13 protein-coding genes are annotated in these 13,792 nt (G+C 38.2%); 7 read left to right on the top strand and 6 right to left on the bottom strand.

Going from position 1 to position 13,792, the window contains the following annotated elements; genetic code table 11:
- The first annotated feature begins 190 nt into the window (after nucleotides 1-190).
- From MKY71_RS02735 to MKY71_RS02725, 3 genes are all read left to right on the top strand, one after another.
- Nucleotides 191-1,270, top strand: a complete 1,080-nt coding sequence (locus MKY71_RS02735; protein WP_340731517.1) for a GGDEF domain-containing protein — start codon at nucleotides 191-193, stop codon at nucleotides 1,268-1,270.
- A gap of 33 nt (nucleotides 1,271-1,303) precedes the next feature.
- A complete protein-coding gene (locus tag MKY71_RS02730; RefSeq protein ID WP_340731516.1) occupies nucleotides 1,304-2,383 on the top strand; it encodes a GGDEF domain-containing protein in 1,080 nt (359 codons plus the stop codon).
- A 232-nt stretch (nucleotides 2,384-2,615) separates the two neighbouring features.
- Nucleotides 2,616-3,671 (top strand): acyltransferase family protein, encoded by a 1,056-nt coding sequence (locus MKY71_RS02725; RefSeq protein ID WP_445683731.1) that lies wholly within the window; start codon nucleotides 2,616-2,618, stop codon nucleotides 3,669-3,671.
- A gap of 300 nt (nucleotides 3,672-3,971) precedes the next feature.
- Here the strand turns inward: MKY71_RS02725 and MKY71_RS02720 are convergent, their stop codons facing one another.
- Together MKY71_RS02720 and speB are read right to left on the bottom strand one after the other, a co-directional pair.
- Nucleotides 3,972-4,604 (bottom strand): GDSL-type esterase/lipase family protein, encoded by a 633-nt coding sequence (locus MKY71_RS02720; protein ID WP_340731514.1) that lies wholly within the window; start codon nucleotides 4,602-4,604, stop codon nucleotides 3,972-3,974.
- A 352-nt stretch (nucleotides 4,605-4,956) separates the two neighbouring features.
- Nucleotides 4,957-5,829 carry an agmatinase gene (speB, locus tag MKY71_RS02715; protein WP_340731513.1) on the bottom strand — a complete coding sequence of 291 codons (873 nt, stop codon included), beginning with the start codon at nucleotides 5,827-5,829 and terminating at the stop codon, nucleotides 4,957-4,959.
- A 327-nt stretch (nucleotides 5,830-6,156) separates the two neighbouring features.
- On the opposite strand from speB, the gene MKY71_RS02710 reads away from it, so the two are divergent.
- Nucleotides 6,157-8,214 carry a transglycosylase domain-containing protein gene (locus tag MKY71_RS02710; RefSeq protein ID WP_340731512.1) on the top strand — a complete coding sequence of 686 codons (2,058 nt, stop codon included), beginning with the start codon at nucleotides 6,157-6,159 and terminating at the stop codon, nucleotides 8,212-8,214.
- A 307-nt stretch (nucleotides 8,215-8,521) separates the two neighbouring features.
- Here MKY71_RS02710 and MKY71_RS02705 read toward each other — a convergent pair whose 3' ends face one another.
- Nucleotides 8,522-9,034 (bottom strand): YwhD family protein, encoded by a 513-nt coding sequence (locus MKY71_RS02705; protein ID WP_340731511.1) that lies wholly within the window; start codon nucleotides 9,032-9,034, stop codon nucleotides 8,522-8,524.
- Between the two features lie 65 nt (nucleotides 9,035-9,099).
- Here MKY71_RS02705 and MKY71_RS02700 point away from each other — a divergent pair, with 65 nt between their 5' ends.
- The gene (locus MKY71_RS02700; protein WP_079524602.1) at nucleotides 9,100-9,285 is read left to right on the top strand and encodes a 2-hydroxymuconate tautomerase; all 186 of its coding nucleotides are present in this window, start codon (nucleotides 9,100-9,102) and stop codon (nucleotides 9,283-9,285) included.
- A 146-nt stretch (nucleotides 9,286-9,431) separates the two neighbouring features.
- Here the strand turns inward: MKY71_RS02700 and MKY71_RS02695 are convergent, their stop codons facing one another.
- Both MKY71_RS02695 and MKY71_RS02690 read right to left on the bottom strand, forming a co-directional pair.
- A complete protein-coding gene (locus tag MKY71_RS02695; RefSeq protein WP_340733607.1) occupies nucleotides 9,432-10,733 on the bottom strand; it encodes an HD domain-containing protein in 1,302 nt (433 codons plus the stop codon).
- 127 nt (nucleotides 10,734-10,860) lie between these two features.
- A complete protein-coding gene (locus tag MKY71_RS02690; RefSeq protein ID WP_008404549.1) occupies nucleotides 10,861-11,085 on the bottom strand; it encodes a DUF1450 domain-containing protein in 225 nt (74 codons plus the stop codon).
- 232 nt (nucleotides 11,086-11,317) lie between these two features.
- Here MKY71_RS02690 and MKY71_RS02685 point away from each other — a divergent pair, with 232 nt between their 5' ends.
- On the top strand, nucleotides 11,318-11,959 hold the full coding sequence (locus MKY71_RS02685; protein ID WP_339175085.1) for an RsfA family transcriptional regulator: 642 nt from the start codon (nucleotides 11,318-11,320) through the stop codon (nucleotides 11,957-11,959).
- A gap of 27 nt (nucleotides 11,960-11,986) precedes the next feature.
- Here MKY71_RS02685 and MKY71_RS02680 read toward each other — a convergent pair whose 3' ends face one another.
- On the bottom strand, nucleotides 11,987-12,814 hold the full coding sequence (locus MKY71_RS02680) for a lipoate--protein ligase family protein (protein ID WP_340731510.1): 828 nt from the start codon (nucleotides 12,812-12,814) through the stop codon (nucleotides 11,987-11,989).
- Between the two features lie 165 nt (nucleotides 12,815-12,979).
- Between MKY71_RS02680 and hemQ the strand changes: the two genes are divergently transcribed.
- Complete coding sequence (hemQ, locus tag MKY71_RS02675) at nucleotides 12,980-13,717, top strand: hydrogen peroxide-dependent heme synthase (protein ID WP_340731509.1); 738 nt, start codon at nucleotides 12,980-12,982, stop codon at nucleotides 13,715-13,717.
- The last annotated feature ends 75 nt before the right edge of the window (nucleotides 13,718-13,792 follow it).

Raw genomic sequence — 13,792 nt, 5'->3', positions numbered from 1 at the left:
GTCAGCTCCTATACATATATTTCTATAACCTTTTTATTATAGGATAAGTAACTATCTTTAAGCAACAATGAACTTAATTTTGCGCTTACTCGTTCAATCAACTTGATTTGAACGATTTTTATTTGATTCCTCTATTTTTATAGTAATTTTCGTTCAAAACTGTAATGATTAGTGGATAAAGGAGCTTATTATGTTAATCGAAATATTATCTTACTTCTCTATATTATTTACGTTTACACTTTTAATTTATTGGCCATTTATCAATCATTTTAAACAAACACCGTTCATCCATCGTACACGTCCTTATGTAATCGGAATGAAATTTGGTATAACAGGTCTCATTTTGACATTCTCGGCTGTTCAGCTTACGAATGATTTCATGATGTACATTCAATATATTCCGGTGTTATACAGTGGCTTACTAGGCGGGTCATTTGCTATTTTAATCAGTGGTCTAATTATAGGAATCGGACTTTTTTTCCTTCCATATTTGGCATTGGTACCAATGATTCTCAATATTAATTTCTTTGTTGTTGTTGTGACGTTATTCTTTGTCACAAGAAAATATGAAATGACGAATAAGAATATATTTCTATTTTTCTGGGTATGTTTTATCGAAACATTTGTCGCATTATTTCTTGGGCTTTGCTTCCAGACAAAAAGCTTTGAATACTTATTGCTCTACGGTATATTTACGATTTTTTCATTTTATTTCATCTATATTGTCATTCGCCAAATAAAGCGTGCCAATGATACGGTAAAACAGACGACTCATTTGAAAAGGATCGATTTTTTGACGCAGTTGCCGAACAATAATGAAAATGAAAAACATATACAATACTTGATAAAAAAGAAATCCCCTTTCAATTTATTGCTCGTGGATATTCGGAATTTTAAAACGCTTAATTTACAGTATGGTTTTTCTACAGGTGATCTTGTCATTAAACAACTTGCCCAACACTTGATGGAATATGCGAAAAAAAATGAGGCTTATGTCGGCCGACTCGGCGGTGAGGAATTTCTTATCGTTTTAAAGGATGTACCTCCTGCTGTTGCAATTGTAGAGGCGAATAATTTAATTACTACGATTGCCCAACAACCGTTCGAAGTATCCGCAGATTTATCCATACATATTTCCGTCACGGTAGGAATAAGTTCCTATCCAGCTAACGGACAAACATCTTCGGAGCTTCTTGAAAATTTAGTGATAGCAAAACAACAGGCAAAAACAAAACTATCTTCTTATTTCCATATAAATAATCTAAAATAATGGGTATTAATAATTACGAAGGTGGGGGATGCCATGTTTTTTGAGCTGACAATCAACTTTTCGATTTTATTTTGCTTCACAATTCTAATTTTCTGGCCTTTCATTCAATATGAAGATAATCCTTTTATCCATAAATATAAGTCGATCATTGTTGGTGTGACTTTCGGGTTCGCTGCCTTTATCTTGACTGCATTGGCTACTCCGTATGCTCACGGAATGTTAATAAACAACCGGATTATTTTTGTGCTTTTCAGTGGTTTGCTTGGGGGACCTGTTGCTATTGTCATTACTGGCTTTTTCATTGCAATGAGTCGGTTTGTTTTATTGTACACAACAATATTATCATTCGTAATAATGCTGAATACTTTACTCGTGACATTAATTGCGTCCTTTATAGCGTTTAAACGTCCGATAACGTATCAAAATATCCCTATCTATTTTTTTATCATAACGATCGAACACCTCATCATTCTTATTATTTTTGACCGTTTTGCAGTAAATGGACTGTCTTATTTAATTCTTTATTTCATCGTTTCGGTTCTCACTTTTTATGCTGTCCGAAAAATCTTAATGCAGCTTGAAGATAAAAATAAACAAATTAAACAAATCTATGCATTAAGAAAAACGGATTTGCTCACACAGCTGCCAAATAATATAGCGATTGAGCAAAAGTTATTTTCCTATGTAAACGCAAAAATACCTTTTGAGCTGCTTCATATTGATATTCGGCAGTTTCGGGAAATGAATTATATGTATCACTATAAAGCCGGCGATGAAGTGCTCGTACAAATTTCAAAAATGCTGAAAGACCAGCTGCCGGAAAATGCGCATATTGGGCGTATTGATAGTGATGAGTTTTACGTAGTACTGCCGGAAATGGCTCCTGCAGAAGCAATTACTTTAGCCTATTCAATTAATAAATCTGTACAGCAGCTCACTTTTGAAGACTACCCTTCCAATCAACTGACTCTTGCAATTGGCATTTGCTCCTATCCGCAAAATGGACAGACCGTCAAAGAACTTTACCGCTTATCAAATGACGCTTTATTGAATGCAAAACAGCAGGCAAATATTCAGATCTGCCATTATAACCAGATTAAGCATCGAAAATGAAATGGTGTGTTAAAAGTCAAAAGCTTATAACACACTGTTTTCTCCATTCAAAAACCTAATATTCCCTCTTTATAAAGTCATTTGCATTTCTTCTAGAATTTCAGGCACCATATGAATCCTTAATATCCGTGATTTACCTTTTATTTAACAATTACATATCTTTACTGTTACATTCCACTACTTATATGAAAGAAGGGTATATAATAACAGCATATTTTTTTAGAGGTGTTTATTGATGAAAAAACGGATAACGTGGGTGGATATTACGAAAGGATTCTTAATGATCCTTGTCGTTATCGGGCATTATCCAGGAGAGCTCGAATTTCCACTTGCGAAATATATTTACTGGTTCCATATGCCAGCCTTTTTCATATTAAGCGGTTTATTCTTTAAGCCGGTTTTAGAAAAAAAGGATATAAAGCTGACGGTTTACAAACGGTTCATGCAATTAATCTTCCCTTACCTATTTTTCCTTACGAGTATTACACTGGTCCGTTATGGAATGGAGATTTCTTCAGGCAATTTAGATATACAATGGTATCTTAATGACTTATGGACAATTGCAGTGGGAGGGCGCTTTATTCGTGGAGCATATGGTGTTTTCTGGTTTGTAACAACATTGTTCTTCACATATTTATTATTCATGTGGTTGACGACCTACTTCAGCCGGATGAAACAGTTTATTATTTTAGGACTCTTTTATGTTCTAGCACATTTTGAGAGTATCATCGCAATGGACGTTATTAGCGGCAAGCCATCCGAAGCGGCGCAATCGATTCCAATGATTTGGAACATTGATGTGGCACTGATGGCAATCGTCTATTTTGCAATCGGGTATTATTTTAAAGAATTGTGGATGGATGTTTCCAAAAGGTGGTTGGGTACTGCCGTGTTCGTGAGTGCGATAGCGGTATTACTCGAAAACTTCAATATTATTGAGTATCGACTGAGCATGAAGTTCTTACGTTATGACCATTTGATATTGGATTTAATCATTCCTATATCTTTTACAATTGTCTTAATAGGATGCTTCCAGTTGCTCGCAGTAAAACTGTCGCTAAACTGGCTGCAGAAAATAGAAAATCACTCGCTTACTATTATGTATCTTCATATTTTTGCGGATATTATTTTAAACGATTATTTCACGTACGGGCTAATTGGTTATACGATGATTGGGATATTCATTCCTATCATTGTTTCAATTTTAATAAAAAAATGGATTCCGTACGGGACAATTTTGCTTGGCGGGTTTTCAATCAAGAAAAAAAGGACCCCAATATCGACGTAAAAAAACGAATGTGGGTATAACCCAAAAATGGTATTTTTCTCAAAGAGAAAAATACCATTTTTTTGCGGAGCATTAAAATTGATTTCCATTTCGGGACGCTTTCCGCGGGCACGGCCTGAGCCTGTAGTCTCAGGCGTCGTGCTGTTCCCGCAGGAAGCTTTGCTTGTAGCGAAAGGCGTAGCCGTCAGCTACACTCGCCCTTCATTCCAATCAATTTTAAAATAGCATCTGTTTCTAAATTAGAATTTTCTTTATTAAATGATATTTATGCTCTTATCCTAACCCTTATAATAATTTATTTTATTTCGAGCGAAGCTGATTGACCCAAACTTTATACCCTTTCCCATTTACATGGAGCCCGTCTTCTGTATATTGCTTATCCAGTTGTCCGTTTTTATCAACGAAACTTGAGTGCAGATCGATATACTCAATGCCTTTATCTTCTGCGATCCGTTGTAGAATAACATTAAACCGCTTCACTTGATCATTTGTCACTTCATTTCCGAACAACCTGTTATTCACAGGCAGAATTGATTGTATCGCGATTTTTGTATCTTTTCCTTTAAACGAATCCACAATTTTCTCGACATTACGTTTATATACATCGTCTTCTGTTTTGTAGCGGAGATCATTGACACCGATCATTAAATAAGCCTCTTTTGGGTTGCGGTCCACCACTTCCTGAATCCGTTTTAATACCCCTCCTGTCCAATCATTCCGGATTCCTCGATTCAGCACAACTTCATCTGGAAAGTATTCCTGGAATTCTCCGTAATCGGTAATACTATCACCCATGAACACTTTATCTGCATTACTAATGGATGAATTTTCAAAGACGCTTTTTTTCGTATAGTAATAAGCAGAATCCGTTTTAGGAGATGGCGTTGACTGCATTTTTGCTTTTACAAACTCAATTCCTCCGATATTTTTCAATACATAACCTCCTGTTCCTAATAGCACTACATTGAATAACAATGAAATAATTAATAAAATATTACCCTTTCCCAACATAAACACTCCTATTTCTAACTTGCCCCTTGATTCAAATCTATGTAATAGTCTCAGTTTATTTAAAGCGATGATGCTTCCTTATTGTGGGATGCTTCGAAATCCACAAATCGACCAATTCATTTGTCACAGCAGCATACTAATCTTTACCCCATTAAATTTAAGCTGTAACATGGTGTATTTTCGAACTTATGTATTTATTTACCTCTACTAAATCAAATAAAAAAGGCACTCAGTCGAGTACCTTTTCTTAAACATTAGCGGATATCTAATTCTCCTACTTCACCCAGCCTAAAATCATTTCGCGAATTAATTTTGCAGCAGTATTTACTGTAATTTCTGAGTGATCATAAATTGGTGCAACTTCAACCAGGTCAAAGCCGACAACATTTACTTCAGAGCGTGCAATTTCATGAATTGATGCTAATAATTCCTTCGGTGTAATACCGCCAGCATCGACAGTGCCTGTCCCAGGTGCATGTGCAGGATCCAATACATCAATATCGATTGTTACATAGACATTGCGTCCTTTTAATTTAGGCAGCACTTGCTTTAACGGCTCGAATACTTCAAACAATGAAATATGCATACCGTTTTCTTTTGCCCATTGCAGCTCTTCTTTTAAGCCTGAACGAATTCCGAATGAATAAACATTTTCCGGTCCGATTGTATCTGCAATTTTACGAATTGGTGTGGCATGTGAGTACTGCTCTCCTTCGTAATCCGTACGTAAATCTGTATGTGCATCAAAGTGGATGATTGCTAAATCTTCGTACTTTTCATAGACTGCTTCCATTACAGGCAGTGATACTAAGTGCTCTCCGCCCATTCCTACAGGTACTTTATCGTCAGCCAGTACTTGACGGACAAACGTCTTAATTTCTGCTAATGATTTTTCCGGATTACCGAAAGGCAACGGAATATCCCCTGCATCAAAAAACGGTACATCTGCAAGCTCACGATCTAAATAAAAACTGTATTCTTCTAAACCAACCGATACTTCACGAATTCGGGCCGGACCAAAACGTTGACCTGGACGGTAACTTACTGTCCAGTCCATTGGCATGCCGTATAAAACAGCTTTACTTTCTTCATAGTTTTGGTGGCTTTTAATAAACATATTTCCTGCGTAAGTTTCATCAAATCTCATTTACAGTCACCTATACCTTTCTCTATTTTAAATTGCGTATTATAAATCGATTTCTTAATTTAGAATGCATAGCGATAGAAGATTTTGCTCATACTAAATCTAACATATGAAACTTTTGATTCGCTATTTTCGTATAATTAAGTGCAACTGACATAATTCGACATTATGGATTGCTTTTGTAATAGCTGCATATACGACTAAATTCGTAATATGCGCTACGAAAAAGTATAGTTGTTTTCATTAAAAGTGCAATAGAATTTTCATTACTTTTTGTAATTCATTAAATTTATATTGCCCTCTATTAAATAAGAAATGAGGTGGAAAAACTTGAAAAGACAGCAATATAAAAAACGAAAAAAGCGAAAAAATTTCGTGAAAAAAATCGGACTCTTTATGATTGCCCTTTTATGTTTTTTCGCTGTTATGTTCCTATCATTACGTATATATGCACAAGTTGCCGGAGCACCGCCACTTACCGTTCCGAAAGCTTCAATTTTTCTAGATAGCAACCATAATCAGATAGGTGACTATTTTACAAAGGAACGCCGTTATTGGACAGACCTTGATGAAATTTCACCTTACTTAATCGATGCTACTGTTGCGGTAGAAGATAAAGATTTCTTCGAGCATAGCGGTTTTGACTTTTCCCGGATTGCAGGTGCCGTATTGGCGGATATTAAAGCCGGTGGTAAAGTTCAAGGTGCCAGTACACTGACCCAGCAATATGCACGGAATTTATATTTATCCCATGAAAAGACATGGAACCGGAAGTTAAATGAAGCCCTTTTTGCATATCGGTTGGAGTTATTTTACTCAAAAGAAGAAATTTTAGAAGGCTATTTAAATACGGTTTATTACGGACACGGTATGTACGGTGCTGAAGCAGCAAGCCGTTACTTCTACGGTAAATCCGCGAAGGACCTGACATTGGCCGAAGCTTCGATGCTTGCGGGCGTACCAAAAGGACCGACGTATTATTCGCCGCTTAATAACTTGGAAAAGGCAACAAATCGCCAGCAAGTAATATTACGGTTAATGAAAGATCAAGGGAAAATTACAGAGGATGAAAAAACTCGTGCCACTTCAGAACAGGTTGCCCTAAAAAGTGATGAATGGATTGCGACAAAATCAATTGCTCCCTATTTCCTGGATGTTGTCTGGGAAGAAGCAAGCGATATTTTAGAAGAGAAAAACCTGAGTATTAGCGAAGGTGGCTGGACGATTCAAACAACACTCAACCAGGCACATCAACGCGCAGCAGAAAATGCAATCAAGACGAATATGCCGAACAATGATTTACAAGTTGGTTTTGTAAGCATGGAAGCTGATACTGGCTTTGTAACAGCACTTGTCGGCGGGCGTGATTACGGTGTAAGTTCATTTAACCGTGTTGCATTAGGTAACCGTCAGCCGGGTTCTGCCATTAAGCCGATACTGTATGCTGCGGCACTGGAAAAGGACTTTAATCCGATGTCCTTCCTGGATGTGAGTGAAACAACCTTTACGTATGATAATGGACGAGCAACTTATACACCGCAAAACGTCAATAAAAAATATGCTGATCATGAGCTTTCGATGGCGCAGGCATTGGCGATTTCCGACAATATTTATGCGGTAAAAGCACTAGAAAACATCGGCTACCGGTCTTTCCGCGATGTTCAGAAACGTTTCGGGCTCAACTATTCCGAAAAAGATGTACCGTCCATTGCACTCGGAACTGCAGAAAACTCGCTGTATGATTTAACAAACGCCTACAATATCATTGCTGCAGGCGGAGAAAAACGACAGCCGACAACTGTATTGTCCATTACCGATGCAAAAGGAAAGGTCGTTTACAAATATAAGCCACCTGAAAAAGAACAAGTCATTTCCAAACAGGATGCATTCATCCTAACGCAAATGATGACAGGTATGTTCGACCCTGTATTCAGTGATTATTCTCCGGCAACCGGTTTATCATTGCGTGCACGTATGAGTCACACATATGCAGCCAAATCGGGAACGACAAACAGTGACCAATGGATGATTGGCTTCACACCAAGCTTAACAGCAGGTGTGTGGAATGGCTATGACCAAGGTAAAACATTATCTGTCCAGGCAGATATGGCCGCATCCAAGCAAGTATGGATTGATTTCATGGAAACAGCACTTGATGGTAAGGCGAATGAAACATTCACAATGCCGAGTGGTGTAGAACCAGTAACTGTCGACATCCGTACAGGTAAACTGGCGCACGAGTCATGTTCTACCCAGCGCGTTGTTTATATGAAAACCGAAGATGTACCAAAAGAATCTTGTGCATCATTTGATCTGTTCAATCAGGATTCATGGGGCAATTTCTTTGAATCATTACCGTTTGAAGCATTACGTAACTTCTGGGAATAAATTTAATTAAAAAAGCTCTTTCGTATCCGGTTCAAGTCCGTGACACGAAAGAGCTTTTCTATTGTGGTCATGAAAGGTTGAGAACCATGGGGCATTCGGCTTGGGAAAGTTCAAATGCCGCATACTGCTCAACCTGTTTCATATCCCACATGTCCTAGCCTACTATTTCGCAAGCTTTAAATTCAGTTTACTTTCTTTTAGAACCAGTTTCAACCACGGATTTTTGTAGTTTTTGAAATGTCACATATTGTTCACTGAATTGTGTAATATTTCTTATAAAATATAGATTCCGTTAAAGAACCCAGTATTATGCTAAATCCTGTCTTAATTTTTCTTCACTGTTGTTCCACATTTCTTCATTATGGCTTTTTAGGAAGTCGGCCAATATTTTCTTTGAAGCTTCATCCATATGGTCGACAATAATGTGGCGCTTCATCGATTTATCCATTTTGTTCACATGGTCTGCCAAAATTTTATAGCCACGGCGTTTCTCACGGTTTACGACCATTTCACATGCCGTTACACCGGCAAAATAGGCACCGGATTCTTTATGGTCAATTGTTACCCAAACAAGCCAGTAATCTTTTCCGCCTGCTGAGTCTTCACGGTTCATCGTAAACTTAATGCCGCGCTCTACTTCACTTTTCGCATGCATTGCTCCGATATCGACAACTGCTGTTCCTTCCGCGACATCGACAATGACCGGCGAAACGTTTTCCAATGAAAGTGAACCAATACCGAATCCTTTATGCCCATCGGTAGGATCATTTTTTATTATCGTAAAACCCATTTTTGGTTTCGATTTTTCTTCATTTGCCATTGTAAATCCCTCCAAATACGCTAATATAAATACTATACACTATATTTTAACTAGGAGGCGACTATATGCCAATCGTTACAATTAAAATGGTTGAAGGCCGTACAGATGAACAAAAACGTGCACTCGTTGAAGAAGTGACACAAGCTGTTTCTAAAACAGTAGACGCACCAGTAGAAAATGTATCAATCATTATTGAAGAAATGTCTAAAAACCACTTTGCAAAAGGTGGCGTACGCTACAGCGACCAGTAATGGTTGGGCAGCGCTGAATTTCAGTTAATAAATAAATACGAAACACCTCACTTTTCTCCAGGGATAAGTGAGGTGTTTTTTTGAAGTTGATGCTGTAATTAATCAGAGTTTTCCCGCCTATTTCACCAAGGGGTCTCCTGCTCATATTAAATTTCATCAATCAGCTGTTTAATTTCGTTGCGCAATTCTACTGGAATCCGCTCGTCTGTAAATAGCTCTTCGGGATAATACACTTTATGGTCCACTTTGATGCGACCGGCAATTGCTTCAACGATTTGGCTTTCCTCCGATAGTTCACGCTGCTTTCCGTCCTGCATTAGCAGATAAATCGGCTTTTTCGTCCCTTCAATGCCCGGACGGTAAAAGTCATACGGTAAATCTGATGTAGAATCATGCACCAGATAATATTCCGGGTCAATGCCCGCCTGTAAAAATAAACGTTGCAGCTCTGCATATACTTCCGGCTGCTTGTAAGGATTCAAATTCGTATATTGGAACAGTTTCCGGTTGACGAATCTCTTGCATAAATCACGTAAAATCTCATCGTCCTCTTCCATCCAAAACTGGAAATAGGCCATCATGATATTTTCATCAAGTGCAATATAGTCTTCCAATGTGATATTCCCTTTGAAAAAAGATATAAAAGGTGTCGGCTCGATTTTAAATGGATAATCATTTTTGCACAGCACTTTCACCCGTTTTAAAATATGGTTCAGCACGACTTCCGCGCTTCTCGATACCGGGTGGAAATATATTTGCAAATACATTTGGTAGCGGCTCATAATGTAGTGCTCGACTGCATGCATTCCGCTTTCTTTTATTACGACGCCATTATCGCGCGGACGCATAACACGCATGATGCGTTCCATATCGAAATGACCGTAGCTGACACCTGTATAATACGCATCGCGCTGCAGATAATCCATACGGTCAGCATCGATCTGACTGGAAATCAGGCTAACAACCAATTCATTTGGATACGTTTTTTCAATTACTTGCGCCACCTTTTCAGGGAAATCTTCTGCCACTCGGCGGAGTACGGTATTTACCTCTGTATCCCCAAGCAGAATCTGGCGTGTAAAATATTCATGATCTGTTTCAAATACATTTTCAAACGCATGCGAGAACGGTCCATGCCCCAAATCATGCAGTAATGCGGCACATAATACGAGTAACCGCTCGGAATCATCCCATTCTTTTCTTCCTTTAAAAACATCATCCACAATACGACGGACAATTTCATAAACTCCTAATGAGTGATTGAATCGGCTATGTTCAGCTCCGTGGAACACTAAATACGTCGTACCAAGCTGCTTGATACGGCGCAGTCTTTGAAATTCTCTTGTTTTGACCAAATCCCAAATGACTTGATCCCGAACGTGAATATAGCGATGGACAGGGTCTTTAAAAACTTTTTCCTCTTGCAGTTTTGTTTTTGCATATGTCATCACATAGCCCACCTCCTTATCTCTTAACATCATTATAAGTGAGATACCATTGAAATAGAAATGAATCCGCCGAAAACGCAAAAAGGACGTGTTCTGAAATACTTCAGAACGCGTCCTTTTTACGCTGTTACTTTTTCAATTTGTCGAGTACCTTTACCATTAACTCCTCTTCAGTTAATGCGGCAACTGGACGATTATTTACAAATGTAAATGTTTTTTTGCGGCCCGGGCCACAGTATGAATGACAGCCAATTTCAATCGTTGCTTCTGGATCAATTTCCTTTAATTTTGGAATTAACGTCTTTAAATTAACGGCCTGACATTCATCGCAAACGTGGAATAAGTTTGCCATAGTGTCAACACCTCTCTATGAGCTATTTTCGCTGTTTTAACCTATTTGCTATTGTATCTCATTTTACTTATTTCATTCAAGCATTATCCTAGCAATTCCGGCCAAAGTTCTGCTAGGAACATATTTCTCATTATTCTAGCAACATTTTACGATATATTGAATAAATGTTTTCCCCTTTGGACATGATAGATTTACAACAACAAAACTATTATTAATTCAGGGGGAGTTTTTGATGACAAAAACAAGACAAGATGCATGGGTGAAAGAGAATGATGAGCTGTTAGCAGAGGCTGTTTTACGCCATGTAAAAGAAGGAAGTACTCAATTAAATGCTTTTGAAGAAGCTGGAGATTTACTGAACCGAACAGCAGCAGCCTGTGGTTTTCGCTGGAATGCCGTAGTCCGACGCATTTATGAAGAAGAGTTGGCACAAGCGAAAAAAGAACGCAAAGAACGTATGCGCATGATGAACACAGCTACAAAACGCAGAACAACACCAGTATACTTACTGCCGTCAAATGAAAATCAGCCAACATCGATTCCATTATCGGCCTTATCACTCGATATCGTCATTGCATACTTAGTACAACTGCAGCATACGAATTCAAATGAACAGGACCTATTAAAATGGCGCAAATTAACATCACTGTTAACAGAACAGAAAAACCAGCTTGAACAACAACTGGCAGCACTGCAAAAAGAGAATAAAGCGATTAAAGAAGATTACGAGCAGTTTGTTTCGATTATGAACCGCGCAAGACGACTAGTAGCATTAGAAACAGATACTGAAGCCACACCAACATTCAAAATGGAGCGTAACGGCAACTTGATTTCCCAAACATCGTTAAATGATTCAGGCGAAGCGCTATATTAGCACCTCGCCTTCTTTTTATTTATTTAATTATTTACTTAGCATCGATTCATTGCGTTTGAACACGCGGTCTAAATAGTAGTTATACAATTCCATTTCCTCTTGCTGCAATGGCAGTTCCAACAGCTGGCCATTCTTTTGCCTCAATAGATTGCGAAGTCTTTCATTCACTTCGAATACTGTCAGGTTTTGCCCTGTCAGTTGTTGAAGTGAAGCCATGACTTCCGGCTTGATATCCGGATACTCGAATTTCGTTTTCTCGCCTTGCAAACCACTTTCATAAAAACGTTTAATCAATTCCGCTCGTTCACTGCCGCTGCCTTCAACACATAAATAAATTTGAACAGCAATCCCGTTTTTCATGCGACGCTGTGAAATACCGGCAAACTTTTGACCGCCTATACTTAAATCATATGAACCTGGACAATAAGAACCAACAATTTCATATGCTTCTATTTTCGTTGCAATTTCAGGGAATAACTGACGAATCAATGCAACCATCATTTCAAACGCATTATTAATACTTAGAGGCTTGTCCTCATTTAATACAATCGAAATATTTAAAACTCCCGCATCCAATACGACAGCCAGTCCTCCAGAATTGCGGACAATCGGATCATAACCACTGTTCTTCAATGTTTCCATCCCTTGCTCTATATAAGGCAAGCGATGATCTTGGATTCCGAGAACTACTGCTTCATGATGGACCCACGTTCGTATTGTCGAATTGGTCATTTTCTGACCGACAAGATGACATAGTGTATCATCCATTGCAAAGGACTCTAATGGCGAGCGTTTATTCGCGCTGATCGACTGATCGATAAAACGCCACATTGTTTGCTGCAAAATATCATTCATATTTTATACTCCTAGCCTAATTTTTCCTCACTTTAGCATACCGTATTTTAAAGTCATGTCAAATTGGTGAATTGGCGGAATTTGCAGTTTTGAAATGATATTTTTTCCTGAAACTATGCTACACTAATTGTGAATCATTTTCATTTACAAGGAGTGTTTGAACAGATGAATGAAGCAGCAATTACATTAGACGGCTGGTACGCATTACATGATTTCCGCTCAATGGACTGGACATCATGGAAATTGGTTTCGGCTGAAGAACGCGAAGCCGCTACAAAAGAATTTATCGCATTTTTAGAAGACTTAAATAAAGATACAGGTTCGAATGCTTTTTACTCAATTATTGGCCAAAAAGCGGATTTCATGATTATGACTTTACGTGAAACACCTGAAGAACTAAATGAAATCGAAACAAAATTTGCGAAATTGGCGATTGCCGACTTTACAATTCCAACGTATTCTTACGTTTCTGTAGTCGAATTATCGAACTATTTAGCTGGTAAGTCAGATGAAGATCCATATCAAAACCCGCATATTCGTGCGCGTTTATATCCTGAACTGCCAAAATCAAAATACGTATGCTTCTATCCAATGGACAAGAAACGTGAAGGCAATGACAACTGGTACATGCTTTCAATGGAAGATCGTAAAAAATTGATGTATGACCACGGTCTAATTGGCCGCAGCTATGCAGGTAAAATTAAACAAATCATTACAGGTTCTGTCGGTTTAGATGATCATGAGTGGGGCGTTACATTATTCTCTGATGATATGCTTCAATTCAAGAAAATCGTATACGAAATGCGCTTTGACGAAGTTTCAGCACGCTACGGCGAATTCGGCGAGTTCCTGGTTGGAAACTTGCTGGATAATGAAAAACTAGAAAAACTGTTAGCGATTTAATGACTTATAAACCCGTTCTCCCTTGGTATCTTCAAGGTTGAACGGGTTTATTTTTTCCCGGAAACGTAAAAAGAT

The sequence above is a fragment of the Solibacillus sp. FSL W7-1324 genome (assembly GCF_038008025.1).
GTDB lineage: Bacteria > Bacillota > Bacilli > Bacillales_A > Planococcaceae > Solibacillus.
Note: the sequence above shows the minus strand (reverse complement) of the source record. Positions and strands in the feature narration are given on the sequence as shown.

Coding starts and splice junctions, on each gene's coding strand:
- MKY71_RS02700 (WP_079524602.1), top strand. CDS start 9,100: ATGCCAATCGTTACAATTAAAATGGTTGAAGGCCGTACAGATGAACAA.
- MKY71_RS02690 (WP_008404549.1), bottom strand. CDS start 11,085: ATGGCAAACTTATTCCACGTTTGCGATGAATGTCAGGCCGTTAATTTA.
- MKY71_RS02685 (WP_339175085.1), top strand. CDS start 11,318: ATGACAAAAACAAGACAAGATGCATGGGTGAAAGAGAATGATGAGCTG.
- MKY71_RS02730 (WP_340731516.1), top strand. CDS start 1,304: ATGTTTTTTGAGCTGACAATCAACTTTTCGATTTTATTTTGCTTCACA.
- MKY71_RS02735 (WP_340731517.1), top strand. CDS start 191: ATGTTAATCGAAATATTATCTTACTTCTCTATATTATTTACGTTTACA.
- MKY71_RS02705 (WP_340731511.1), bottom strand. CDS start 9,034: ATGGCAAATGAAGAAAAATCGAAACCAAAAATGGGTTTTACGATAATA.
- hemQ (WP_340731509.1), top strand. CDS start 12,980: ATGAATGAAGCAGCAATTACATTAGACGGCTGGTACGCATTACATGAT.
- MKY71_RS02695 (WP_340733607.1), bottom strand. CDS start 10,733: ATGACATATGCAAAAACAAAACTGCAAGAGGAAAAAGTTTTTAAAGAC.
- MKY71_RS02680 (WP_340731510.1), bottom strand. CDS start 12,814: ATGAATGATATTTTGCAGCAAACAATGTGGCGTTTTATCGATCAGTCG.
- speB (WP_340731513.1), bottom strand. CDS start 5,829: ATGAGATTTGATGAAACTTACGCAGGAAATATGTTTATTAAAAGCCAC.